The sequence below is a fragment of the Aureimonas pseudogalii genome (assembly GCF_014196835.1).
In the GTDB taxonomy this organism is placed as follows: Bacteria; Pseudomonadota; Alphaproteobacteria; order Rhizobiales; family Rhizobiaceae; genus Aureimonas; species Aureimonas pseudogalii.
In genome coordinates this window covers 182,584-208,294 of the sequence record NZ_JACIEK010000006.1, presented here as the reverse complement: position 1 = coordinate 208,294, position 25,711 = coordinate 182,584, and the positions used below count along the sequence as shown (strand labels likewise).

Below are 25,711 nucleotides of genomic sequence, written 5' to 3'. Positions count from 1 at the left end.
AACGGGTGGTGTCCATGTCGAATCTTCGTCGAGCGTCGAGCGTTTCCGCCTCGCCCGAGTGGCTGAACACGATCATCAAGGGGGACTGCGTCTCGCGCATGGCGGCGTTGCCGGCCAACTCGATCGATGCGATCTTTGCCGATCCGCCCTACAATCTGCAGCTCGGCGGCGACCTGCACCGTCCTGACCAGTCGAAGGTCGATGCGGTCGACAACGCCTGGGACCAGTTCGAGAGCTTCGCGGCCTACGACGCGTTCACCCGCGCCTGGCTGCTGGCGGCGCGGCGCATCCTGAAGCCGAACGGCACGATCTGGGTGATCGGCTCCTACCACAACATCTTCCGCGTCGGCGCGATCATGCAGGATCTCGGGTTCTGGCTGCTGAACGACGTCGTCTGGCGCAAATCGAACCCGATGCCGAACTTTCGCGGCCGTCGCTTCCAGAACGCGCACGAGACGATGATCTGGGCCTCGCGCGACCAGAACGCCAAAGCCTATACGTTCAACTACGATGCGATGAAGGCGGCCAACGACGACACGCAGATGCGTTCGGACTGGCTGTTCCCGATCTGCTCGGGCGGCGAGCGCCTGAAGGGCGAGGACGGGCACAAGGTTCATCCGACGCAGAAGCCCGAGGCGCTGCTCGCCCGCGTCATCCTCTCCTCGACCCGCCCCGGCGACACGATCCTCGACCCGTTCTTCGGCACGGGCACCACGGGGGCCGTCGCCAAGCGCCTCGGGCGCAACTTCGTCGGCATCGAGCGGGAGGACGACTACATCGAGGCGGCGGCCGACCGCATCCTGTCGGTGGAACCGCTGGACGACGCCGTGCTGGCGATGACCAGCGGCAAGCGCGCCGAGCCGCGCGTGCCCTTCGCGACGCTCGTCGAGACCGGTCTCGTGGCGCCGGGCACCGAACTGACGGACGCGCGCGGCCGCTGGCAGGCGCGCGTGCGCGCCGACGGCACGATCGCGGCCAATGGCGAGGCCGCATCGATCCATCGCATCGGAGCGAAGGTGCAGGGGCTCGATGCCTGCAACGGCTGGACCTTCTGGCACGTGAAGGAGGACGGGCGCCTGCGGGTCATCGACGAGTTGCGCCAGATCGTCCGCGACCAGATGGCGGCCGCAGCGGTCTGATCAGACGGCGAAGCCGCGCTGGCTAAGGTCTGCGCGCAGCGTCGGGGCGTCCGTGAAGAGCACGGCGTCCCAACCGGCCGCGCGGGCGCCGGCGACGTTCGCCGCGTTGTCGTCGACGAAGAAGGTGGCGGCGGGATCGAGTGCGAAGCTTTCGGCGTGGTGCTCGAAGATCGCGCGATCCGGCTTGATTTGCCCGATGCGTCCCGACACCGTGACGCCGCGCGCCTGCGCCAGAAACGGAAAACGCTCGGCAGCCTCCACGTAGGTGTCGGCCGCGAAGTTCGTCAACAGCGTGACGTCGGCTCCCTGTTCGATCAGGCGCCGGTAGATCGCGACCGTCTCGTCCAGCGCATGCGGCACCATCTCGTGCCAATGCAGGCGAAACGCGCGGATGAGTGCTTCCTGGCCCGGATGGAGGGCGAGGAGCGCGGCCTCCGCATCGGCCCAGGATCGGCCCCGGTCCTGTTCGAGGTTCCAGTCCGCCGTGCAGATCTCGGCGAGAAACGCCGCGCGCTCCCGCTCGTCGGGAATGAGCCGGCGATAGGGGATCTCGGGATCCCAGTGCACGAGAACGCGCCCGATATCGAACACGACGTGGCGGATGGTCATCGCGATCTTTCCTTCGTTGCCGGCGCCGTGCTTTCGGCGACCGCGACGGCCTTGCGCATCAGTGTCGGCAGAGCTTCGTCCACGAGAGAGGCCGGCGTCGCCCACCAGCCCTCGGTCGCGGGGTCGGCGTCGATCTCGGCAGTCCAAACTTCGAGGACGAGATCGAAATGCGTGAAGCCGTGCGCGACGCTGCCGGCGAGTCGCCACCCCGCGGCAAAGGGTGCGGCGTCGCGGCCGGTCCCGCCGTCCATTCGCGACGACCAGTCGGTGGAGGGCGGCTCGCTCATGCCGCCGAGTATGCCCGTGCTCGGTCGCCGGCGCAGCCAGACCGCCCCGTCCGACGCCCGGCGGGCGACGAAGGCGGCGCCGATGCGCGCCGGCTTGGCCTTCTTGGCGAGCTTGCGGGGAAACTCCTCCGGCCGACCCTCCATCCGCGCCCGGCAACCCGCGGATACTGGACAGAGCACGCAGGCCGGACGACGCGGCGTGCAGATCGTGGCGCCGAGATCCATCATCGCCTGCGCGAAGTCGCCCGGACGAAGGCTTGGCGTCATGGCGTCGACGAAGGCGCGGATCGCCTTGCGGGCGGCCGGAAGCGGCGTCTCGATCGCATGGAGGCGCGTCGTCACCCGCTCGATGTTGCCGTCCACCACCGCTGCCGGCTCGTCGAAGGCGATCGCCGCGATGGCAGCCGAGGTGTAGTCGCCGATGCCGGGCAGCGCCCGCAGCTCCTCCGCCGTCTCGGGAAACCGGCCGTTGTGCTGGAGCGTTACGACGCGGGCGCAGGCGAGGAGATTGCGGGCGCGGGCGTAGTAGCCGAGGCCGGCCCAGGCGCCCATCACCGCTTCGTCCGGCGCGCCCGCGAGGTCCGCCACCGTCGGCCAGCGCTTGGTGAAGGTCTGGAAGTAACTCTTCACCGCCGCCACGGTGGTCTGCTGAAGCATCACCTCCGACAGCCAGACGCGATAGGGATCGGGCCGGATGCCACGCTTGCGGTCGGCCGGAGAGGTACGCCAGGGCAGATCGCGGGCGTGGCGGTCGTACCAGTCGAGAAGCGCCGTAGAGAGGGCCGCGCCGGCCGGGCTCGCTTGACTTGGCCGGGGAGGGCGTTCATCCGGGGCGCCTCGGGCGAGCGTCCCGTCCGCAGCCTGGGCTTGCCTCGTGAAGATCGATTTCTTCGTCATCAATCTCGACCGGTCCCCCGAACGCCTGTCCACCATCAGGGCCGACGCGGCCGCGCTCGGCATCGATCTGATACGGAGCCCCGCGGTCGATGGAAAGACCGTGCCGCCGGAGGCGCGGCACGATCTCGATCTCGCCGGCTTCCTGCGCGACCATGGCAAGCAGCCGATGGACGGCGAATATGGCTGCTATGTCAGCCACCTCGCGGCGCTTCGCGCCATCGCGGCGAGCGCGGCGGATGCGGGGGTGATCTTCGAGGACGACATCGCGCCGCAGCCCGAACTTCTCGCCGTGCTGGAGGCGCTGGGGCAACGGGACGACTGGGACGTCGTGCGCTTCGCCCATCATCGCCAGCCGACCAAGCGACGCCTGCGCACCCTGCCACACGGGCGGGCGCTCTACGCCGCGCTGTTCGGGCCGACCGGCAGCGCCGCCGCCTACGTCGTCCGGCGCGAAGCCGCTGCGCGCCTCGCCAACGCGCTGACGCCGATGCGGCTGCCCTACGACGTGGCGCTCGAACGCGGCTGGGCGACGGGCCTGCGCACGCGCGACATCTGGCCGGATCTCGTGCGGTTCGGGGCCCATTCCAAGTCGAGCCTGACGCAGGCCGGGCGGCGATACGGCGCGATGAAGCTGAAGCCCTGGCGGCGACTGCCGACCTTGGGGTTCCGCACGCTCGATCTCGTGCGCCGTGCATGGTTCGCCGGGGCCGCGAAGGGAAACGACACATGACGATCCGACGCATCCTTCTGTCGCGGCGCCGCTTCGATGCCGTGCTGCTGGCGGCCGGCTTCGCGGCGCTTGCAGCCATGCTGTCGATCGGCAAGGTGGTCTTTATCCTCTTCGCGGTCTGCGGGATCTATCTCGCCGCGATCCGCCATCGCACGATCCGCCAGTGGACGCCGGCCTTCGCCGTCACGCTCTCGGCCTGGGCGCTCTGGCAGATCGGCCTCAGCCTCGCGCGCGGCGAGCCGATCGCCGGCAACCGGGTGCTCTCCTATGCCGGGCTGGAGCTCGCGCTCGTCTTCCTGCCGCTCGGCCTCTGCCTCGTGCGCCGGCCGCTCGACGCGCTGGCGACCGGCGCACGGATCGGCCTGCTCGTGCTGCTCGTGGCGACGCCCATCCAGTTCGCGATGATCGGCGGGCGCGTCGGCCTCGGCGTCAACGAGGCGATCTTCGCCTTCGTCGCCGGGATCGTCGGCCTCGCGGCCCGCCTTCCGGCGCAGCGCCCGCTGCGGTTCCTGCCCAACGGCCCGCTCTGGACCTATCTCGCGACGGTTCCGATCGTGCTCAGCGGAACCCGCGCCGCGCTCGTGCTCATGCTGATGACCGCCGTGCTCGACCTCTACACCCTGTTCGCCCTACGCCGCCGGACGCGGCAGCAGACGTGGACGCTCCTCGGCGCCATCGCCGCGGTCGTCGTGGTCGGCGCCTATCCCGTTGGCAGCATCGTCGCAAACCGGTTCGAGGCCGGTGTCGTCGAACTCAAGAATTTCGAGGCGACGGGAAACGTCACGGGCTCGGCCGACGTGCGCCTCGTGATGTGGCGTTCGGCCGCGAGCGTCCTCGCCGAGCATCCGTGGCTGGGCGTCGGCGGCACCGTGCGGATGGACCGGGTGGCCGAGAAAGCGGGCGGCAACGCCTACATGGTCACCTATTACGAGCACCTGCACAATTTCTTCTTCGACGAGGCGCTGTCGAGCGGGCTGATCGGCTTCGCGCTTCTCGTTTCGGTCTTCGCGGCCTTCCTCGTCGCCGTGTTCCGCTCTCGCGCAAACCAACTGGAGCGCGAGACGGCCTGCGTTCTCGTGGCGTTCCTCGTCCTGTTCGGCAGCTTCCACGGCGTGCTGCTCAACGAGTGGACGCTGATCGCCGTGTTCGGCACGATGTCCGTATTGCTGACGAAACTGCGACGGGAGACGCTAGCGGCTCGCCATGCGCCGAGCCAAAGCCGATGAAGCGGGTGAAGACACCGAGCCCGGCCTCCTTCTCGTTCTCGCGCAGGGGCGCGCGACCGCTCGGCGATCTCGTGTCCGATCTCGTCGATCCGATCGTCGCCAAGAAGGCCGGCATGACCTCGGGCCTGCTGGCCGCCTGGCCGGAGATCGCCGGGCAGAGGCTGCACGAGGGGTGCCGACCCGAGAAGCTGCAATGGGCCAAGGCCGACGGCGGCACGAGCCGCGACGGCGAGTTTCAGCCGGCGACGCTGACGGTGGCCTGCGAGGGCGCCTTCGTGCTGCGGCTGCAACACGAATCGCGCGAGCTGATCGCGCGCGTCAATGCCTTCTTCGGCTATCCGGCGGTGTCGCGGCTGAAGATCGTGCAGCGGCCCGTACGGATCGAGCGGCCCAACCGGAAGGTTGCGATCCGCCCGCTCACCGCCACCGATCGGACCACCATCGCCGAGGCCACCTCGCGCATCGAGAACCCGCGGCTGAAGGCGGCGCTCGAACGCTTCGGCGAGGGGATCCTCGGCCGCAACGCCGCCCGCACCGCTCCACCCGAAGACTGACCGATCACCGCGAGTTGCGGCGGAGGCGGCAGCGTTTCCGGTGGTTTTGCCACAATCGATGCGCTAGGTCGCGATCGGAAGGGATTCGCCGTCGAACCCCATGCACGAAAGGCCGCCGCCGCCATGTCCGACCGCCAGACCTCAGCCGATCGCGCTCCTCGCTTGCGTTCGGCGGCGCGTGCCCTTCTGATTTCCGGCGTGGCCTTCGCGGCCCTCGGCTTCGCATCAGTCGCCAGTGCACAGACGACGCCGGCCGCACCTGCCGCGACCGAGCGCGCCACGAACCCGGCCGCCGCCACCGCGCCGACCTCGGACGGGAGCGTCGACGTCTCCAAGCTGATGTCGCCGCAGGCGCTGCCGGACGTGGTGATCGGCAACGCCGACGCGCCCGTGACGATCGTCGAATACGCGTCGATGACCTGCACCCATTGCCGCGACTTCCATACGGAGTCCTATCCCGCGATCAAGAAGGACTATCTCGACACCGGCAAGGCCAAGCTGATCATCCGCGAGTTCCCGTTCGATCCGCGCGCCGTGGCCGCCTTCATGCTCGCGCGCTGCGCCGGCGACGAGCGCCGCACCGCGATGGTCGACGTCCTGTTCGACCAACAGGGCGAATGGGCCGCAGCCGAGAACGCTTCCGTGGCGCTTCTGAAGATCGCGCAGCTGGCCGGCATGAGCCAGGACCAGTTCAAGGCCTGCCTGCAGAACACCGAACTGCAGGGCAAGGTCGTCGCCGTCCAGGCGGCCGGCCAGTCGGATTATGGCGTCAGCGCGACGCCGACCTTCTTCGTCAACGGCGACAAGTACGCCGGGGCCCTGTCGGCCGACCAGATGGCGGCGGTAATCGAAAAGCATCTCTGACGCGTCCCGGCTGCCGCTCCGGATTTCGTGCCGCGGAAGGGTGGCGGTACGGGATTCGGTATGTTGCGGTGCAACAATTGGCGTCGGCCGACGTTTGGCGTAGAAGGGTAGGCCGGGCGGATCGATCCGGCTTCCGGCGGCACCGAGCGGCGAACCAGACACCCCATGGCGAAGAGACTCTTCACGTTCAGGCGCGGAGCCGCGGACCGGACGGCCGACGCGAGCGAAGCGCTGGGCCTGAAAGGGTCGAACCTCGCACTTCTGGCCTCGCTCGATCTCCCGGTGCCCCCTGGCTTCACGATCTCGACGAGCGCCTGGCGCGAAGCGGCGACGAGCGGAGCGCTTCCAGCTCCGCTTCGCAACGAGCTTCTCGCGTCGATCGAATGGCTTGAAGGCGTGACCGGACGCATCTTCGACGGGGCGGAGCGTCCGCTGCTGTTGGCCGTGCGCACGAGCGCCCGTTCGGTCATGCCGGGGCTCGCCGACACCGTCCTCGACGTCGGGTTGAACAACCGCACGGTGGAGCGGCTGGCCCGTGAACTCGGCGATCTCGGCTTCGCCTTCCGCTCCTATCGACGCTTCATCGAGAGCTATTGCAGCCTCGTCCACAGCCTCGACCCCGGCGAGTTCGACGACGTCGCCGACGCCGAGCGCACCCGCGCGGGATGGGAGGGGATCGAGCCGCGGTCGCTGGTGGACTGGCGCGCGCTGATCTCGGCCTACCTCTCTTTCGTCGAAGACGAGCTCGGCGCAGCCATGCCGCAGACGCCGCTCGAGCAACTCTACCACGTGGTGGAAGCCTCGTTCGCCAGCTGGCGGACGCCGGTCGCGCGGGCCTTCCGCATGGTGCACGGCGTCGCGGAGAATGCCGGGCTGGCGGTCACCGTGCATGCGATGATCTTCAACGAGCGCGGCGAGAATTCCGGCACCGGACGCGCCATCTCGCGCGATCTGAAGTCGGGTCAGGCGGTTCTGACGGGAGAGTTCTCGCTTGGCGGGCGCGGCACCGGCGAGGTGATCGGCCAGCGCGCCGAACCGTTGGATCTCGCGACGGTCGCGCGCGATGGCCTTGCGTTTCCGGCCGATCTGGAAGCCCTCGCGAACCATGTGCGCCGTGTCGAAGCCCATATGGGCGACGTCTGCGAGATCGACTTCATGGTGGGCGACGGCGAGCTGTTCCTGCTGCAGTCGCGGATCGCCAAGCGCAACGTTGCGGAAGGTATCCGCGTCGCCGTCGAGATGGTGCGCGAGAACCTGATCACCGAGGAAGATGCGCTGCTGCGCATCGAGCCATCCTCGCTCGACCAGCTTCTGCATCCCACGATCGAGCGCGGCGAGGAAATCCTCGTCATCGGTCGCGGCATGCCGGCGTCGCCGGGTGCCGCCAGCGGGCAGATCGTCTTCACCTCGGAACAGGCGATCGCACTGGCCGCCGAGGGTCGAAAGTCGATCCTCGTGCGCAACGAGACCCTGCCGGAAGACGTCCACGGCATGCATGTGACCGAGGGCGTGCTGACGGTGCGCGGCGGCACCACGAGCCATGCCGCCGTGGTCGCGCGCGGCATCGGCAAGCCCTGCGTCACCGGCGCGGGTCTGCTGCGGGTCAACGCCGAGGCGGGCACGCTGGTGGCGCTCGGCCGCGTGCTGCATGCCGGCGACTGGCTGACGATCGACGGCTCCACCGGCGACGTGATCAGCGGTTCTCCGAAGCTGCGCCGTCCCTCGCTGACCGGCGATTTCGCGACGCTGATGGAATATGCCGACCGCGCCCGGCGCATGCGCGTGCGCACCAATGCCGAGACCCCGGCCGAGGCGCGCGCCGCGCGGGCCTTCGGCGCCGAGGGCATCGGCCTTTGCCGCACCGAGCATATGTTCTTCGAGGGCGAGCGCATCTCGATGATGCGCGAGATGATCCTGGCGCGCGACGAGGCGGGGCGACGGGCCGCGCTCGACCGCCTTCTGCCGATCCAGCGCTCGGATTTCGTCGAGCTCTTCGAGATCATGGCCGGCCTGCCGGTCACGATCCGCCTGCTCGACCCGCCGCTCCACGAGTTCCTGCCGAAGGGCGAGCAGGAGATCGCCGAGACCGCGGTCATGCTCGGCATCAGCGTGGCCGTCGTGACGGAGCGGATCGAGGCGCTGCAGGAGTTCAACCCGATGCTCGGGCATCGCGGCTGCCGCCTCGCCATCTCGCATCCCGAGATCGTCGAGATGCAGGCGCGCGCCATCTTCGAGGCCGCCATCGAGGCCGGCGAGAAGAAGGGCAAGGCGGTAGTGCCCGAGATCATGGTGCCGCTGGTGGGCCTGCGCAAGGAGCTCGACTTCGTGAAGGCGCGGGTCGACGAGGTTGCCGAACTCGTCGCCGCCGAACGCGGCCAGAGCTTCACCTATCTCGTCGGCACGATGATCGAGCTGCCACGCGCGATCGTGCGCGCCGACACCATCGCCGAGGTCGCCGACTTCTTCTCCTTCGGCACCAACGACCTGACGCAGACCGTCTACGGCATCTCGCGCGACGACGCGGCCAACTTCCTCTCGACCTACGAGCGGCAGGGCATCATCGAGCGCGATCCGTTCCAGTCGCTCGACATCGACGGCGTGGGCGAGCTGATCGCCCTCGGCGTCGAGAAGGCGCGGCGCACCCGGCCCGACATCTCGCTCGGCGTCTGCGGCGAGCATGGCGGCGATCCCGCCTCGATCGCCTTCTTCGAGCAGACGGGCCTCGACTACGTGTCGTGCTCGCCCTACCGCGTGCCCATCGCCCGGCTCGCCGCCGCGCAGGCCGCCATCCGATTCGAGCGGGCGTTGCGAGCGGCTGCCGCGCCGAAGACGCGCGGTCGCATCTGATCCCCTTGCGAACGTGATCGGCTGTTCTCGTCGGCGACCCCTGCGAACTGGACAAAGCGCGGCCGAACCGAAATCCTCGTTTCCCAAGCGTCGGATCGAAGGCGCATCGAGACGAGGGAGGATCCGGGCATGCTCGGACTGATGCAGGACTGGCCGCTTCTATGCACCAAGGTGCTGGATCACGCGGCGCTCCATCACGGACGCCGAGAGGTCGTGTCGCGGTCGGTCGAGGGGCCGATCCACCGCACCACCTACGCCGCGGTTCGCGAACGGGCGCTGCGGCTGGCGCGGCGGCTCGACATGGAGGGCATCGGGCGGGGCGAGCGCGTCGCCACGATGGCCTGGAACACATGGCGCCATCTCGAATGCTGGTACGGCATCCTCGGTGTCGGCGCCGTCTACCACACGCTGAATCCGCGCCTCTTTCCCGATCAGATCGCCTGGATCATGAACGACGCCGAGGATCGCATGATCTTCGCCGACCTGACCTTCATTCCGATTCTCGAGGCGATCGCGCCGCGCGTGCCGAGTCTGCGCAAGATCGTCGTGCTGACCGACGCCGCGCATCTGCCGGACAGCACGCTCGATCTCGTCGCCTACGAAGACTGGCTCGATGAGGCCGACGCGGACTTCCGCTGGGTCGAGGTGGACGAGCGCGACGCCGCCGGCATGTGCTACACCTCGGGCACGACGGGCAACCCGAAGGGCGTCGTCTACTCGCACCGCTCCAACATCCTGCACTCCTTCATCGCGATCCAACCCGACGCGATGAATCTTTCGAGCCCCTCGCGCGTGATGCCGGTGGTGCCGCTCTTCCACGCCAATGGCTGGGGCATCGCGTTTTCCTGCCCGATGGTGGGTGCGACGATGGTGCTGCCGGGCCCCAAGATGGACGGCGCGTCGATCTGCGAGCTTCTCGTCGGCGAGCGCGTCACCTTCTCGGCCGCCGTTCCGACGGTCTGGCTCATGCTGCTTCAGCATCTTCAGGCGAGCGGCGCGCTGTTGCCCGACCTCCAGCGCGTGGTGATCGGCGGCGCAGCCTGTCCGCGCATCGTCACCGAGACCTTCGAGACACTCTACGGCGTCGAGGTCGTGCATGCCTGGGGCATGACCGAGACGAGCCCGCTCGGCACGCTCAACGTCGCGCGGCCGGAGACGGCGGGGCAGACCGGCGAGGCTCTGTTCGATCGCAAGCAGAAGCAGGGGCAGGTGCCGTTTGGCGTCGAGATGAAGGTGACCGACGACGAGAACCGCGAACTGCCGCGCGACGGCAAGACCTTCGGCCGCCTCAAGGTGCGCGGTCCCGCCGTATCCAGCGCCTACCACCGCGGAACGGGTGGGGAGGCCTTCGATACGGATGGCTGGTTCGACACCGGCGACGTCGCCCATATCGACGAGAACGGCACGATGCAGATCACCGACCGCGCCAAGGACGTCATCAAGTCCGGCGGCGAATGGATCTCGTCGATCGACCTCGAAAATCTCGCGGTCAGCCATCCCGACGTGCTGGAGGCCGCGGTGATCGGCATCGCCCATCCCAAATGGGACGAGCGCCCGCTTCTCGTGGTGGTTCGACGGCCCGAATCGGCGCTGACGCGCGAGGCGATGCTCGACTTCATGGCCGGCAAGGTGGCGCGGTGGTGGATGCCCGACGACGTCGCCTTCGTGGACGAGATCCCCCATACCGCCACCGGCAAGATTCAGAAGATGGCGCTGCGACGGCAGTTCGAAGCCTACCGGTTGCCGGGCGTCGAGGCCCTGTCTGGCGATACCCGCGTCTGATAGGCTGAGCAGGCATTGAACGGAACGGGTGACCCTTGGCCGGACACTACCTCAGACAACGGGCGACAAGCGCCGACGCCGCCTGGTCGGCCGGACTGTTCGCGCTCGTCCTCGTTCCGACCTCGGTGCTGTTCTACCGTTTCCATCTGCTCGACCTCGACACGCTGTCCTTTTCGCTCGCGCTGGCGGGAGCGTTCGCGCTCGTCGGGCTACTGACGGCGATCGTGGCGATCGCGATCGTCTGGCATCGCGGCGCGATGGGCGGCGGGCGGGCCGTGGCCGCGCTTGTCGTCGGCTGTCTTGCGGCGCTGCCTTTCGTCGGTCTCGGCGCCTTGTTCGCGCGCTACCCCGAAGGCAATTTCGCCGAGACGATCGGGCTGGCGAGCGGCACGGTTTCACCGGCCTCGGCGGGCTCTTCGCCGGCAGACGGCACCGACGTTCTCGTCGGCCGCGACTTTCAGGCCACCGCGACCGTCGTCTACGGCGCGGTGCGCACCGCCATGGCGGCGTCCGGTATGGAAATCGAGGATGTCGAGACCTCGGCGGCGCCGCGACCGGCGCCCGGCGATCTCGGCGTGACCGGCACGGTCTCGGCGCCCATTCCGACGCCGCGCTCCACGGTCGATCCCATGCAGCCCGTCGATCGCTTCGCGGGGCTGGACGCCGACGAGTTCACCGTGAGCGGGACGGCCTACATGCCGATCCTGGCGCTGCCGAGCGACGTCACGATCCGCATCGTGGAAGACGGCAACACGACCTATGTCGACATGCGCTCGCAATCGCGCGTGCTGGAGCGTGATCTCGGGCAGAACCGGCGCATCGTGCAGGCGTTTCTCGCTCGTCTCGAATCGAGCATGGACGTGCTGGAAGGCGTGACGCCGGAGGGCTGAGAGCGATCAAGCCGGACGATACTCGGCCGTGAGCGAAACGGCGGTCTCGGCGACGACGACGCCTTTCTCCACGAGATCCTCCAGATGGGCGAGCACCGAGAGGGCCGCCGCGCCGTGCAGCTTCGGGTCGGTGCCGCGGTAGATCTGTCGAACGATCTGCGCGATCGTGCGGTCGCCGCCGCGTACCCGCTCCAGGATCGCCGCTTCCCGCATGCGCCGATGCGTTTTCAAGGCCCGCACGAAGGCCTGCGGGCGCTCCACCGGGCCGCCATGCCCCGGCAGGTATTGACGATCGTCGCGCTCCAGAAGGCGATCGAGCGAGCGCATGAAGTCCGACATGCGCCCATCCGGCGGCGCCACGACGCTGGTGGACCATGCCATGACGTGGTCGCCCGAGAAGACAAGCCCGGTGTCCTCCAGCGCGAAGGCCATATGGTTGGCGGCGTGGCCGGGCGTGGCGACGCCGGTGAAGCGCCCCGCCTGCGTCGTCAGTGTTGCGCCGTCCGCGAGGATGAGGTCCGGGCGAAACGCCCAGTCGCCTGCGGCGTCGAGCGGGTTGACCTCGCCGTCGAGCAGGGCGCGCGACAGACGATGCAGCCCTTCTGCCACGAGCGGCGCGCCCGTCTCGTCGGCGAGGCGCCGGGCGAGGGCGCTGTGATCGACATGGGTATGGGTCACGAGGATCGCCTCGACGGGGCGATCGCCGATCGCTTGCAGCAGGGCCGCGAGATGGCGCTCATCGGCCGGGCCGGGGTCGACCACCACGAAAGCGTCGCTGCCCACGAGATAGGTGTTCGTGCCCTGAAACGTCATCGGCCCGGCATTCGGCGCCGTGATCCGGCGCACGCCCGGCGCGACCTCCGTGGGCCGGCCGTGCTCCGGATGAAAGTCCATGTCGAGGGAAAGCGTCATGGCGTGGGCGTCGCTCCCGCGCGCGGTGAAGTCAAGCCGGAGCATCGCCCGGTTTGAAGAGCGCCGCGACCCGCGATATAGGCGGGCATGACCTGGACCATCGCCGCCCTCTACCGTTTCGTCCCCATCGCGGATCTGCCCGCCGAGCGGGCGCACCTGCTGGCCTATCTCGAAGCTCGCGGCGTCTACGGCACGCTGCTGCTGGCGGGCGAGGGCGTCAACGGCACGATCGCGGGAGCGAGGGAGGCGATCGACGAGGTGGTCACTGAACTCGATCGCCGGCTCGGCATCCGCCAAGGCGAGGTGAAATTCTCGCAGGCGAGCGTGCGGCCCTTCGTGCGCCTGAAGGTTCGCATTCGCCCCGAGATCATCACCATGCGGGCGCCCGAGGCGGACCCGAGCGTGCGCGTCGGCACCTATGTCCGCCCCGAAGACTGGAACGCCGTCATCGACGACCCCAAGGTGCTCGTTCTCGATACGCGCAATCGCTACGAGACGCGGGTCGGCACCTTCGCCAATGCCGTCGATCCCGGGATCGACAGCTTCACCGAGTTCAAGGCCTTCGTGGAAACCGAACTCGATCCGGCGCGCCATTCGAAGGTCGCGATGTTCTGCACCGGAGGCATCCGCTGCGAGAAGGCGTCCAGTTTCATGCTGGCCAAGGGCTTTCGGGAAGTCTTCCACCTGAAGGGCGGCATTCTCCAATATCTCGAGGACGTGCCGGAAGCGGAGAGCCGATGGAACGGCGAATGCTACGTCTTCGATGCCCGCACGGCGGTCGGGCCGGCGGTGGCGGAAGCCGAATGGCACCGATGCTTCGGTTGTGGAGAGCCGCTGACACCGGAGGAGACGAAGCTCGCGACCTACGAGGAAGGCGTCTCGTGCCTTCACTGCGCCGAGCGCCTCTTGCCGGCCCGCGCCGAAGGGTTGCGCATGCGCCATCGTCAACGGCAGCGGTAATCCACAGGGTTCATGCGCCTGTGGACAAACCGGGCGCGATCGGGCGAGCCCGTCGCCGCAGTGCAACAAATAGGTGATAAATCGGTTCGCATGTGAGTTTGAGCCGACGGAGTATGGTCGTGCAGGCGTTCCGAGATCGTAGGCTTCAGGTCGTCGGCTTTGCCGGCGCGACATTCGCATCGCTCTACTTCGCGTCGGAGCAGATCGACGCTCTCGCCTTCGCCCCGGTGCAGGGGCGCGTCGGGGAAACGATCGCGGAATTGCGAGCCACGCTTCCGGCCGACCAGTCCGACGGAACCGTGCTCGAGGACGTCGGCTTCGATGGTCGCCGCGTGACGCTGACCTTCCTCGGCGACGCCCGGCTGGACATGCGGATGATCCGAGATTCCGGGCGGGACGAGAAGTGCAAGGTCTGGGGCCGCTCGCTGCGGACGCGCGAGATCGGCAGCGTCGAATACCGCTATCGCGTCGAGGGCAGCACGAGTTCGGTCTTCATCGATCGCAGCGTCTGCGGTTGACGTTTTTCGCAACGCCCGCAGGCGACGCAAGTCGTGACGAACGATGGTGCGGCAGCTCCGAGCCGATGTTTCGGACGATCACGTCGACATTCGCAGATGAATCGTAATGTCGCGGACGTCTCGAAAGCTTCGCCGTTCGAGTGGCCCGATCTCGATGAGCCGGCGTTCACCACCTGATCTTCGAGCGCGTGATTTTTGCGGCAGCGTCATCGAACTGCGTGCCGTTACGGCTGATTGTTTCCATCGCGTGCGAGGTGATGAAGCCTGCTGCAGCGTGTCCGCGTTGAGTCTCTGGTGGGCCTAAACCACGCAAGTGGGAGCCCTGATGCCTGGCCTACGCGCTGGAGTGACTAACGCGATCAAAACTTGCATCCAAGACGTGCAATCAATCGTGCGTCGGTTCTTTCGATGGGCCAGCCGGTGCCACGTCGCATACCCCGTCTGCCAACCGACCAAATGGCGGGGCTGCGCTTGGCGGAGTGGTTCTGCGGGACGACCAGAAGGGCCGACGGCGTGGCGACCAAGACCACAAACCTGGGTCTCGGTCGCCACCCCAATCAACCGATCAGCCCTTGGCGGGACGGGGGCGGCGGGGCTTGCCCTGCGCCTTGAACGAGCCGCGCGGACCGGCGTCGTCGGTCTTGCGCGCTGCGGGCCGCGGGTGCTGCGGCGGGCGCGAGCGGCCCGGCCGGTCCTGGGGACGCCCGGCCGGCGGAGCCCCATCGGCGAAGGTGATGGTGATGTCGTCGTCCGTGCCCTCGGCGCTCGCGGCGAAGCGCTTGGCGGCGGCTTCCGCGATCTCGAACTTCGTTTCCTTGTCGAAGATGCGGATGGCGCCGATGTCGTCGCGTGTGATCTTGCCGCGACGGCAGAGCAGCGGCAGGAGCCATTTGGGGTCGGCATTGTTGTTGCGGCCGATGTCGAGGTGGAACCAGACCGTCGGGCCGTTGGAGCGGCTGCGCGGGGCTTCGCCTTCCGGGCGCTCGCGGCGGTCGGGCTTGCCGTCGGCCGAGTCGCGGCCGCCCTTCACCGAACGCGGCTCGCCGGGATCGTAGACGTCTTCCGGCTCGGGCAGGCGCTGGCGATAGACGCGGGCGAAGGCGGCGGCGATCTCTTCGGCCGGACGCTTGCGCAGCAGCTCGCGGCCGAGTTCCAGATCCTCCTCGCTCGGCTCGTCCGTCAGGATGGGATCGTCGAGCAGGCGCTGGCGGTCGAGCTCCCGGATCTCTTCGGCCGAGGGCGCGGCGCCCCAGATCGGGCGAATGCGCGCTTCCGTGAGAAGTCGGTCGGCCTTGCGGCGGCGCGACAGCGGCACGAGCAGCACGGAGACGCCCTTGCGGCCCGCGCGTCCGGTGCGGCCGGATCGATGCTGCAGCGTCTCGGCGTCGTTCGGCAGTTCGGCGTGGATGACGAGGCCGAGGCTCGGCAGATCGATGCCCCGGGCGGCGACGTCGGTGGCCACGCAGACCCGCGAACGGCCGTCACGCAGCGACTGGAGCGCTTGGTTGCGCTCGGACTGGCCGAGCTCGCCCGACAGCGCGACGGCGGCGAAGCCGCGATCGAGCAGGCCGGTGTGGAGGTGGCGCACCTGCTCGCGCGTGTTGCAGAAGACGAGCGCCGAGGGCGACTCGGACTGTCGCAGCAGGTTGACGACCGCATGCTCGACCTCGGTCGGTGCGACGCGGATGGCACGATACTCGATGTCGACGTGGCTGCTGGTGCCCGCCGTCACCTCGATCCGCAGCGCATCCTTCTGGTGGCGCTTGGTCATCGCCGTGATCGACTTCGGCAGCGTGGCCGAGAACATCAGCGTGCGACGGCTGGCGGGGGTCGCCTCGAGAATGAACTCGAGATCCTCGCGGAAGCCGAGATTGAGCATCTCGTCGGCTTCGTCGAGAACCACGGCCTTGAGGTTCGCGATGCGCAGACGTCCGCGCTCGAGATGATCGCGCAGGCGGCCGGGCGTGCCGACGACGATATGAGCGCCGCGCGCCAACGCCTTCTGCTCGGCACGCGGATCCATGCCGCCGACGCAGGTGACGACCCGCGCGTTGATCTTGGCGTAGAGCCATTCGAGTTCGCGCTGGACCTGAAGCGCGAGTTCGCGAGTGGGCGCCACGATAAGCGCGAGCGGGTCGCCGGCCTCGGGCAGCGCGTCACTGTCGCCAAGCAGCGTCGAGACGAGCGCCAGGCCGTAGGCGACGGTCTTGCCGGAGCCGGTCTGCGCGGAAACGAGAAGGTCGCGGCCTTCGGCGTTGGGCTCGATCACCGCGTCCTGAACGGGCGTCGGCTCGTGATATTCACGCTCGGTGAGCGCAGCGGAAATAGCGGGATGGGTCGGGCGGAAAGGCACCGGGGTCGTCCTCGATTGAAGGACGCTCCTTCGACAGGCGTCCGTGCGCGACCAAACTTCGGTCCCGCGATTCATTTCGGAATGGTGGGGATCCGAAATGAACCACGATCGGCTCGGTCGGACACGCAGGATAGCTCGCGCCGCCCGGCGCTAGATGCCGGACGAAAACGAGCGACTGCCTCGAAACCACCTGTTGCCGCAGCCTATAGGGAACACAGCGGCAAAAAGACACCCCTTGCAGTGCGAAAACGTCGGAAAACGAGCCGTCATCGTTCTCGGGCGAGCGCAGCGGGGCCGAGGCCGGACGGACGCGATCGCTCCGAACTGAGGCGCATTCCTCACTCGTCATTCGCAACGCGGGATCAGCGGTCGCGCAGCGCATTCATCACGAGAAACGTCGCCGACGCCCGGTTCTCGACGCCGAGCTTCGCGAACACGACTTCGAGGTGCTTGTTCACCGTGCGCGGGCTGAGATCGAGAATCGCCGCGATGTCGCGGTTGGACTTGCCGCGGGCGAGCCAGAGCAGCACGTCGGCCTCGCGCGCCGTCAGCGGAAAGAGCCCGCGCAGGAAAGCCTCGTCGCCGCCGGTCTCGTCCGCCACGAGCCGCACGAGATACTCGTCGTCGCCCACCTTGCCGAGCAGCGACAGCTGAAGTTCGGTGCCGTCGGCGGCGAGCAGCCGAGCAGCGGCCGGGGGGCTGCCGGTCACGCCATCGAGAAGGCGCTTGCGCAAGTCCGCCGGCACCATGAGGACGCCGTCGACCGAGGGAAGTGCCGACTGAAGCAGGCGCGTCGCCTGCGGGGTCGACCAGAGGACGGTTCCCGCCCGATCCACCGCCAGAAGAAAGCGTCCCGCGGTATCCAAGGCGGTGCGGGCACTCTGTGCGGTGCGCGCGTTGGTCAGATGCACGCGCATGCGCGCGAGCAGTTCGTCGGGCACGATCGGCTTGGTGACGTAGTCGACGCCGCCGGCCTCCAGCCCCTCGACGATGTGCTCGGTCTCCGTCAGGCCGGTCATGAAGATCACGGGCACATGGCGCAGCGCGGCATCCGCCTTGAGCCGCCGCGTCGTCTCGAACCCGCCCATGCCCGGCATCACCGCGTCCATCAGCACGACGTCGGGTGTGACGTGTCCGGCGATGGCCAGCGCCTGCTCTCCGTCGAGCGCCACGAGCACGGTCGCGCCGGTCTGTTCGATGGCATCCGTCAACATGCGCAGCGTATCCGGCGAATCGTCGACGACGAGAATGATGTCGCGAACGCCGCCCGGCGGGACCGCGCCGTCCGGGTGCCGTCCGGGCTCGGCGTCTCGCCCGTCACCCAAGGTCGATCGTCTCCAGCGCCGCGACGAAGCGCGCGAGATCGAAGCTGCGGACGTGGACCCGAAGGGATTCGGAGAACGGACGATGGATGGGGTCGGTCTCCAGGGCGGTCAGCTTCTGCTCGATGCCTCTGACATAGCCGATCCGGCCGAGTTGGAGAAGTTCGGCGACGTGCTCGGGGCCGGGCACCACGAACGGAGCGGACGGAGCGGGGCGCGCTTTGGCCTCTTCCTCCGCGGCGTTCGTCCATTCGAGATCCAGCGTGTCGCGGATGCGAGCGGTAAGCTGGCGCAGGTCGAAGGGTTTGGGGACCATGCCCTGGACCACCAGCTCCTGTTCGGCAGGGACGAGCGGGGTGTCGCTGAGCGTCGCCGACAGCATGACGATGGCGCCGCTCTGGCCGCCGGCGCGAAGCTGGCGCGCCAGCGTCCAGCCGTCCATGCCCGGCATCTGGATGTCGAGGAGGAACAGGTCGGGCCGGATCTCGGCGATGAGCGACAGGGCGGTCGGCCCGTCGGCGGCGGTCAGCACGATGAAGCCGAGCGGGCGCAGAACCTCCACCATGAGGTCGCGATGGGTCTCGTCGTCGTCCACCACGAGCACGGTGCGCCGCGCCCCGCGATAGCCGCGGACCGGCTCGGTCGGGGTGGCTGCGGCGAGGGTCGCGCGGCCGCTCGACGGTGCGACCGCCGACAGCATGACGCGGACCTCGAACCGGCTGCCGGCGCCGGGCTGGCTGTCGACGCGCACGTCGCCGCCCATGAGGTTGGCGAGCAGCCGCGTGATGGTCAGCCCGAGGCCGAGGCCCGGTGCCTTGCCGCGCGCCGCGCTGCCGCGCTCGAAGGGTTCGAAGACGCGGGCGAGCTCGTCGGCCGCGATGCCGGGACCCGTGTCGGTGACGGTGAGCGTCGCGACCTGGCTGCGATAGGCGACGTCGAAGGTGACGCTGCCGTGTTCGGTGTATTTGACGGCGTTCGACAGGATGTTGATGAGGATCTGCCGCAGGCGCTTCTCGTCGGTGCGCACGGTCTCGGGCAGGATCGCGGGCCGGTTGAAGCGGAAGTCGAGGCCCTTGGCCGAGGCCTGCAGCGCGAACATCTCGACGAGCTGGGCGAGGAAGTCGGGCAGCTGTACCTCGCTGCGCTGAAGCTGCAGGCGGCCGGTCTCGATCTTGGAGATGTCGAGCAGGCCGTCGATCAGGCCCGACAGGTGTTCGGCGGAGCGCCGGATGACGCGGATGCCGCCGACCTTGGCGGCTGGGATCGCCGCGTCCTGCTCCAGAAGCTGCGCGTAGCCGAGCACGGCGTTGAGCGGCGTGCGCAATTCGTGGCTCATGCCGACGACGTAGCGGCTCTTGGCGAGACTGGCGGCTTCCGCCATCTCCTTGGCCGACTGCAGCGCCGCGTCCGTGCGCCGGTGCGCCTCGATCTCCTTCAGGAGCAGCGTCGTCTGGCGGGCCGATTCTTCCTGCGCCACGCGCCGGCTCTCCTGCGCCAGCACGAAGAACCATGTGGAGATTCCGGCGACGATGAGGAGGATGAAGAAGGCCGCCCAGAGCGCCTTGGCGATCACCTCCGTGTCGTCGGGGCTGGCGAGGATCGCCTGATAGTAGATGATCGAGAGGACGATCGAGATGATGGCGGCGAGCAGCGCCAGCCCGCCGAGATAATGGCCGAGGCGCGAGTTGATCCGCTGGGCCACGGCGGTCGGCAGCGTCGCATGGGCGGCTGTCGCGATCTGCGCCGAGAAGCGCGCATGCGGCTTGCAGAGGTCGTGGCAGCGTGCGTCGAGCGAGCAGCAGAGCGAGCAGATCGGCGCGGCGTAGGCCGGGCAATAGGCCATGTCTTCGGGCTCGAACGCGTGTTCGCAGATCGAGCAGTCTATCTCCACCCGGTGCTTCCAGGCGGCGCGCGGCTTGCGGGCGAGATAGTAGCGCCCATCCGTGGCGTAGGCGATGAGGGGCGCGGTGATCAGGGCGACGCCGAGCGCCAAGAAGGCCGACAGCGCCTCGGCCGTCTCGCCGAGCCAGCCGCCGAAGGCGATCAGCGAGACGAGGGTCGCCAGCCCCATCGAGCCGAGGCCCACGGGGTTGAGGTCGTAGAGATGGGCGCGCTTGAACTCGATGCCTTTCGGCGAGAGGCCGAGCGGCTTGTTGATCGCGAGATCGGCGACGATGGCGCCGAGCCATGCGACCGCGACATTGGCGAAAAGCCCGAACGTGACCTCCAGCGCGCCGTAGATGCCGAGCTCCATGAGAAGGAGGGCGATCGCGACGTTGAACAGCAGCCAGACCACGCGGCCGGGATGGCTGTGGGTGAGGCGCGAGAAGAAGTTCGACCACGCCAGCGACCCCGCATAGGCGTTCATAACGTTGATCTTCAGCTGCGAGACGACGACGAAGGCCGCCGTCAGCACCGCTGCGGCGACGGGCGAGGGCAGCACGAAGCCGAAGGCGATGTCGTACATATAGGCGGGTTCCGAGGCGTGCTCGGGTGCGACGCCCGAGCGCAGCGCCAGCACCGCCAGGAACGAGCCGAAGAAGAGCTTCGGCGCGCCGAGCACGATCCAGCCGGGACCAGCCGAGAACAGCGCGAACCACCAGGAGCGCGAGGGCCGGCCCTTCTGCGCCGGCAGGAACCGCAGGATGTCCACCTGCTCGCCGATCTGCGGCATCAGCGCCAGAATCACCGAGGCGGCGGCGCCGAACTTGAGGATGTCGAGGCTGTTGGTGCCGGCGGGGTCGTGGAGGCCGGGAAAGTTCACCCAGGCGTGAAGGGAGCCCCAGTCCTGCCAGAGGATGAACCCCACCGGCAGGATGTTGAGGATGATCCACATCGGCTGCGTGACGAGCTGGAACCGGCTGATCCAGGCGACGCCATGCGTCACCAGCGGCACCACGGCCACGGCCGAGATGATGTAGCCGAGCCAGACGGGGATGCCGAAGGCCAGCTCGAGCGCCGCCGTCATGATGGAGGCCTCCACCGCGAAGAGGATGAAGGTGAAGGTGGCGTAGATCAGCGAGGTGATGGTGGAGCCGATGTAGCCAAAGCCGGCGCCGCGGGTGAGGAGGTCGATGTCGACGCCGTATTTCGCCGCGTAGTGGCTGATCGGAATGCCGGTGAGGAGCAGCACGAGGCCGACGACGAGGATGGCGGCGGCGGCGTTGGTGAAGCCGAAGGAGAGGGTGATCGCGCCGCCCACGGCTTCGAGCGCCAGGAAGGAGATCGCGCCGATCGCCGTTTGCGAGACCCGCGGCGCCGTCCAGCGGCGGGCGGACTTGGCGGTGAAGCGCAGCGCGTAGTCTTCGAGCGTCTGGTTGGCGACCCAGCGATTGTACTCGCGCCGGACGGGAAGAATGCGCTGCCGTCCTGCCATGTCGGTCCTTCGCATCCTGCCAGGGAAAAAGCGCGACTCGCCGGTTCCCATAGCCGATCCGACACGGCCCTGGCCTACGTCATTTGACGTATACCACTCGTTCACATTCCGGCCGATGGTCCCCGGCAGCGGCGAGTGCGCCGCAACACATCTCGATCGAGGGGAACCACCCATGCGACTTTCCACGAAAGCCGGCTGGCTCTTGAGCGCCTATGCGGGAGCCATGATCGCTTCCGGTGCCTCGGCCTTCGCTGCCGACGACACGATCAAGGTCGGCATCCTCCATTCGTTGTCGGGCACGATGGCGATCTCGGAGACGACCCTGAAGGACGCCATGCTGATGCTCATTGACGAGCAGAACGCCAAGGGCGGCCTGCTCGGCAAGAAGCTGGAAGCGGTGGTGGTGGATCCCGCGTCCGACTGGCCGCTCTTCGCCGAGAAGGCGCGCGGCCTGATCGCGCAGGACAAGGTCTCGGCGGTGTTCGGCTGCTGGACGAGCGTGTCGCGCAAGTCGGTCCTGCCGGTGTTCAAGGAACTCGACTCCATCCTCTTCTACCCGGTGCAGTACGAGGGCGAGGAGTCCGAGCGCAACGTCTTCTACACGGGCGCCGCGCCGAACCAGCAGGCCATTCCGGCCGTCGACTACCTGATGGGCGAGGGCGTCGAGCGCTGGGTGCTGGAAGGCACCGACTACGTCTATCCGCGCACCACGAACAAGATCCTCGAGGCCTACCTGCAGGCCAAGGGCGTGAAGCCCGAGGACATCAAGACCAACTACACCCCGTTCGGCTTCTCCGACTGGCAGACCGAGGTCTCCGCGATCAAGGAGTTCGGCGCCTCCGGCAAGAAGACGGCCGTCGTCTCGACGGTGAACGGTGACGCCAACGTGCCGTTCTACAAGGAGCTTGCGAACCAGGGCATCACCGCCGAGCAGACGCCGGTCATGGCCTTCTCGGTCGGCGAAGAGGAGCTCGCGGGCATCGACACCAAGCCGCTGGTCGGCCACTTGGCCGCCTGGAACTACTTCCAGTCGGTGGAGACACCCGAGAACGAGGCGTTCATCGCCAAGTGGAAGGAGTTCACCAAGAACGACAAGCGCGTGACCAACGACCCGATGGAAGCCCATTACATCGGCTTCAACATGTGGGTGAAGGCGGTCGAGAAGGCCGGCACGATCGATCCCGATGCGGTGATCGACGCGATGGTCGGCGTGTCCGTGCCGAACCTCACCGGCGGCTACGCCTCCATGGGCGCCAACCACCACATCACCAAGCCGGTGCTGATCGGCGAGATCCAGGACGACGGCCAGTTCGAGGTCGTCTACGAGACGCCTGGCCTCGTGCTCGGCGACGAGTGGTCCGACTTCCTGCCGGAGTCCAAGCCCCTGATCGCTGACTGGCGGGCTCCGATGTCCTGCGGAAACTTCAACACCGCGACCGGCAAATGCGGCGGTGCAGGCACGCAGGCCGCGGCCAACTGAGCCCAGCGCTTTCGGCCTGCGTCACTTGAGGCAGACCTCCGCATCAGGGCGGCCCGACCCCACGGGTCGGGCCGCCCGCTTCCTTCGATCATCTCGCAATCGCGCCGGCCTCGGGCCTTCGCGACGGGGAACGGGACCGATGACGATCTCTCTGCGCCAAACCCTCGGTGGTTTCCTCGAAACTTTGTTGCTGGTGATCGCGCTCGTCGCGGGTGCGTTTCTCGCCACGACGGGGCGAAGCTGGGCGCAGGCCGCAGACCCCGCCGCGCTCATCCAGCAGTTCGGCGGCAAGAAGAGCTTCGACGACACCGAGGCCACCATCAAGGCGCTCGCCGCCACCGGCGATCCCGAGGTCGCCCGTGCGCTGAACGCGCTTGCGGACGGTAACCTTTACTATGGCAAGACCGACAACCGCGTCGTCATCGGCACGGCGGAGGGCACCGCAGTCGCGGTGAGCGACCCGCTGACCGGCGCCGATCTCGGCGAGCAGCCGAAGGCGGCGCTCGAAAAGGTCCGCGTCAAGAACTCCATTCGCACGCTCGTCGCCGACGCCATGGGCGCGCTGACCCTCGGCTCGCCCGATCCCGCGCGCCGACTCGGTGCCGCCGCCTCGCTTTTCGAAAACGCCGAACCGGCGCAATTGCCGATGCTCGACGCCGCGCTCGCAAAAGAGGAGGTGGCGTCCATCCGCACCAAGCTCGCCGAGGCCCGTGCCGTCGCCATGATCCGGTCGGACGCCGGGAGCGACGACAAGCTCGCGGCGATCCAGACCCTCGTCGGACGCGGCGACCGTTCGGCGCAGAATGTGCTGGCGAGCCTGGAAACAAATGCCGATCCTGCCGTCTCCGCCGCCGCCAAGGCCGGCGTCGCGGGCATCGCGCAGACGATCTCGCTCTGGGCCGCCATCCAGAACGTCTGGTACGGCCTCTCGCTCGGCTCAGTGCTGCTGCTCGCCGCCATCGGCCTCGCCATCACCTTCGGCGTCATGGGCGTCATCAACATGGCGCATGGCGAGATGGTGATGCTCGGCGCCTACACGACCTTCGTGGTACAGCAGACGATGCGCGACCACGCCCCGCAATGGCTGGACTACTCGCTCGTTCTAGCGCTGCCGCTCGCCTTCCTCGTCGCCGGCTTCGTCGGCTTCGTCATGGAGCGCGGGCTCATCCGCTTCCTCTACGGCCGGCCGCTGGAGACGTTGCTCGCGACCTTCGGCGTCTCGCTGATCCTGCAGCAGACGATCCGCACGATCTTCGGGCCGACCAACCGCGAGGTTGGCAACCCCTCGTGGATGTCCGGTTCCTTCGACGTCGGGCTGATGTCGGTGACCTGGAACCGGCTCTGGATCATCGTCTTCGCGCTGGCCGTCTTCGCGGCGCTGCTCTTCGCACTGAACCGCACCTCGGCGGGCCTGAAGATGCGCGCGGTGACGCAGAACCGGAAGATGGCCGCGGCGATGGGCATCCGCACGCCGATGGTGGACGCGATGACCTTCGCGCTCGGCTCGGGCATCGCCGGCATGGCGGGCGTCGCGCTCTCGCAGATCGACAACGTCTCGCCCGACCTCGGGCAGGGCTACATCATCGACAGCTTCATGGTGGTCGTGTTCGGCGGGGTCGGGAACCTTTGGGGCACGCTGGTGGGCGCCATGTCGCTCGGCATCGTCAACAAGCTGCTGGAGCCCTATGCCGGCGCCGTGCTCGGCAAGATCGTGGTGCTCGTCCTCATCATCCTCTTCATCCAAAAGAAGCCGCGCGGGCTCTTCGCCCTCAAGGGAAGGTTCGTCGACGCATGATCACCGCCCGCTTCCTCGGCCCCCGCGTCGTCTGGCTGGCAATCGCGCTCTTGGCCGCCGCCGTGCTCGTGCCGCTCTCCAACCTCTGGCTGCCCGCCGGCCACGCGCTGCGCATTCCCGACTACATGATGCCGCTGCTCGGCAAGTATCTGGCCTATGCGATCCTCGCCTTGGCGCTTGATCTCGTCTGGGGTTACGTCGGCATCCTCTCGCTCGGCCACGGTGCGTTCTTCGCGCTCGGCGGCTATGCGATGGGCATGTACCTGATGCGCCAGATCGGCTCGCGCGGCACCTACGGCAACGCCGTGCTGCCCGATTTCATGGTGTTCCTCAACTACAAGGAACTGCCCTGGTTCTGGCTCGGCTTCGACCAGTTCTGGTTCGCGGCGCTGATGGTCGTCCTGGTGCCGGGTCTGCTCGCCTTCCTCTTCGGCTACTTCGCCTTCCGCTCTCGCGTCACCGGCGTCTACCTGTCGATCATCACGCAGGCGATGACCTACGCGCTGCTGCTCGCCTTCTTCCGCAACGACATGGGCTTCGGCGGCAACAACGGCCTGACCGACTTCAAGGAGATCCTCGGCTTTCCGATCCAGGCGGGCACCACGCGCGCCGGGCTCTTCGCCGCCACCGCCGTCATCCTCGCGGGCTTCGTGCTGATGGTCGGCGCGATCACGCGATCGAAGCTCGGGCTGCTGATGGTCGCGGTGCGCGACGCCGAGAGCCGCACGCGCTTTCTCGGCTGGCGGGCCGAGCACGTGAAGCTCTTCGCCTTCACGCTCTCGGCCGTGATGGCAGGTGTCGCCGGGGCGCTCTACGTGCCGCAGGTCGGCATCATCAATCCCGGCGAGTTCGCGCCGCTCAACTCGATCGAGGTCGTCGTCTGGACGGCGGTCGGCGGGCGTGGAACGATCCTCGGGCCGGTGATCGGCGCGCTGCTCGTCAACGGCGGCAAGAGCTACTTCACCGCCGCGGCGCCCGAAGCCTGGCTCTTCATCCTCGGCGGTCTCTTCGTGGTGGTGACCCTGTTCCTGCCGCGCGGCATCGTCGGCACGATCGACCACGGCTGGTCGGCGCTTGGGGACCGCCGCCGCGCCGCCCGCGCCGAGAAGGGCGCCGACGAGACCGGTGTCGTAACCCCCGTCGCCAACCCTGCGGAGTGAGCCCGATGAA

General features: G+C 68.1%; 19 protein-coding genes. 13 read left to right on the top strand and 6 right to left on the bottom strand.

The window, feature by feature from the left end:
• Positions 1-14: 14 nt before the first annotated feature.
• Positions 15-1,139, top strand: a complete 1,125-nt coding sequence (locus tag GGR04_RS13110) for a site-specific DNA-methyltransferase (RefSeq protein WP_183200331.1) — start codon at positions 15-17, stop codon at positions 1,137-1,139.
• On the opposite strand, the gene GGR04_RS13105 is transcribed toward GGR04_RS13110, so the two are convergent.
• Together GGR04_RS13105 and mutY are read right to left on the bottom strand one after the other, a co-directional pair.
• Positions 1,140-1,748 carry an HAD-IA family hydrolase gene (locus tag GGR04_RS13105; protein ID WP_183200330.1) on the bottom strand — a complete coding sequence of 203 codons (609 nt, stop codon included), beginning with the start codon at positions 1,746-1,748 and terminating at the stop codon, positions 1,140-1,142.
• The gene (gene mutY, locus GGR04_RS13100) at positions 1,745-2,932 is read right to left on the bottom strand and encodes an A/G-specific adenine glycosylase (protein ID WP_183200329.1); all 1,188 of its coding nucleotides are present in this window, start codon (positions 2,930-2,932) and stop codon (positions 1,745-1,747) included. The genes GGR04_RS13105 and mutY overlap by 4 nt, the downstream gene beginning before the upstream one ends.
• On the opposite strand from mutY, the gene GGR04_RS13095 reads away from it, so the two are divergent.
• From GGR04_RS13095 to GGR04_RS13065, 7 genes are all read left to right on the top strand, one after another.
• Positions 2,910-3,662 carry a glycosyltransferase family 25 protein gene (locus GGR04_RS13095; protein ID WP_183200328.1) on the top strand — a complete coding sequence of 251 codons (753 nt, stop codon included), beginning with the start codon at positions 2,910-2,912 and terminating at the stop codon, positions 3,660-3,662. The genes mutY and GGR04_RS13095 overlap by 23 nt on opposite strands.
• Entirely contained in the window at positions 3,659-4,888 is a 1,230-nt protein-coding gene (locus GGR04_RS13090; protein ID WP_183200327.1) for an O-antigen ligase family protein, read from the top strand. The genes GGR04_RS13095 and GGR04_RS13090 overlap by 4 nt, the downstream gene beginning before the upstream one ends.
• Positions 4,885-5,442, top strand: a complete 558-nt coding sequence (locus GGR04_RS13085) for a DUF721 domain-containing protein (RefSeq protein ID WP_183200326.1) — start codon at positions 4,885-4,887, stop codon at positions 5,440-5,442. Before GGR04_RS13090 ends, GGR04_RS13085 begins: the two co-directional genes overlap by 4 nt.
• A gap of 123 nt (positions 5,443-5,565) precedes the next feature.
• Positions 5,566-6,306, top strand: a complete 741-nt coding sequence (locus GGR04_RS13080; RefSeq protein WP_183200325.1) for a DsbA family protein — start codon at positions 5,566-5,568, stop codon at positions 6,304-6,306.
• Between the two features lie 165 nt (positions 6,307-6,471).
• Positions 6,472-9,153 (top strand): pyruvate, phosphate dikinase, encoded by a 2,682-nt coding sequence (gene ppdK / locus GGR04_RS13075; protein WP_183200324.1) that lies wholly within the window; start codon positions 6,472-6,474, stop codon positions 9,151-9,153.
• A 129-nt stretch (positions 9,154-9,282) separates the two neighbouring features.
• Positions 9,283-10,935, top strand: coding sequence for a long-chain-fatty-acid--CoA ligase (locus GGR04_RS13070; RefSeq protein ID WP_183200323.1), 1,653 nt, complete (start codon positions 9,283-9,285; stop codon positions 10,933-10,935).
• Between the two features lie 35 nt (positions 10,936-10,970).
• The gene (locus tag GGR04_RS13065; protein WP_183200322.1) at positions 10,971-11,825 is read left to right on the top strand and encodes a DUF1499 domain-containing protein; all 855 of its coding nucleotides are present in this window, start codon (positions 10,971-10,973) and stop codon (positions 11,823-11,825) included.
• A 6-nt stretch (positions 11,826-11,831) separates the two neighbouring features.
• Here the strand turns inward: GGR04_RS13065 and GGR04_RS13060 are convergent, their stop codons facing one another.
• Positions 11,832-12,737, bottom strand: a complete 906-nt coding sequence (locus tag GGR04_RS13060; protein WP_183200321.1) for an MBL fold metallo-hydrolase — start codon at positions 12,735-12,737, stop codon at positions 11,832-11,834.
• Positions 12,738-12,824: 87 nt separating this feature from the next.
• Here GGR04_RS13060 and trhO point away from each other — a divergent pair, with 87 nt between their 5' ends.
• Together trhO and GGR04_RS13050 are read left to right on the top strand one after the other, a co-directional pair.
• Positions 12,825-13,697: an oxygen-dependent tRNA uridine(34) hydroxylase TrhO gene (trhO, locus tag GGR04_RS13055; protein WP_183200320.1), complete on the top strand. Its 873-nt coding sequence runs from the start codon at positions 12,825-12,827 to the stop codon at positions 13,695-13,697.
• A 119-nt stretch (positions 13,698-13,816) separates the two neighbouring features.
• On the top strand, positions 13,817-14,215 hold the full coding sequence (locus GGR04_RS13050; protein WP_183200319.1) for a hypothetical protein: 399 nt from the start codon (positions 13,817-13,819) through the stop codon (positions 14,213-14,215).
• Positions 14,216-14,780: 565 nt separating this feature from the next.
• Here GGR04_RS13050 and GGR04_RS13045 read toward each other — a convergent pair.
• From GGR04_RS13045 to GGR04_RS13035, 3 genes are all read right to left on the bottom strand, one after another.
• Complete coding sequence (locus tag GGR04_RS13045; protein WP_312857449.1) at positions 14,781-16,568, bottom strand: DEAD/DEAH box helicase; 1,788 nt, start codon at positions 16,566-16,568, stop codon at positions 14,781-14,783.
• A 362-nt stretch (positions 16,569-16,930) separates the two neighbouring features.
• On the bottom strand, positions 16,931-17,821 hold the full coding sequence (locus GGR04_RS13040) for a response regulator (RefSeq protein ID WP_312857451.1): 891 nt from the start codon (positions 17,819-17,821) through the stop codon (positions 16,931-16,933).
• A 64-nt stretch (positions 17,822-17,885) separates the two neighbouring features.
• A complete protein-coding gene (locus tag GGR04_RS13035) occupies positions 17,886-21,266 on the bottom strand; it encodes an ATP-binding protein (protein WP_183200317.1) in 3,381 nt (1,126 codons plus the stop codon).
• Positions 21,267-21,489: 223 nt separating this feature from the next.
• On the opposite strand from GGR04_RS13035, the gene urtA reads away from it, so the two are divergent.
• From urtA to urtC, 3 genes are all read left to right on the top strand, one after another.
• Positions 21,490-22,746 carry an urea ABC transporter substrate-binding protein gene (urtA, locus tag GGR04_RS13030; RefSeq protein WP_183200384.1) on the top strand — a complete coding sequence of 419 codons (1,257 nt, stop codon included), beginning with the start codon at positions 21,490-21,492 and terminating at the stop codon, positions 22,744-22,746.
• A 139-nt stretch (positions 22,747-22,885) separates the two neighbouring features.
• Entirely contained in the window at positions 22,886-24,541 is a 1,656-nt protein-coding gene (gene urtB, locus GGR04_RS13025) for an urea ABC transporter permease subunit UrtB (RefSeq protein WP_183200316.1), read from the top strand.
• Positions 24,538-25,701 carry an urea ABC transporter permease subunit UrtC gene (gene urtC, locus GGR04_RS13020; RefSeq protein ID WP_183200315.1) on the top strand — a complete coding sequence of 388 codons (1,164 nt, stop codon included), beginning with the start codon at positions 24,538-24,540 and terminating at the stop codon, positions 25,699-25,701. Before urtB ends, urtC begins: the two co-directional genes overlap by 4 nt.
• Positions 25,702-25,711: the final 10 nt, after the last annotated feature.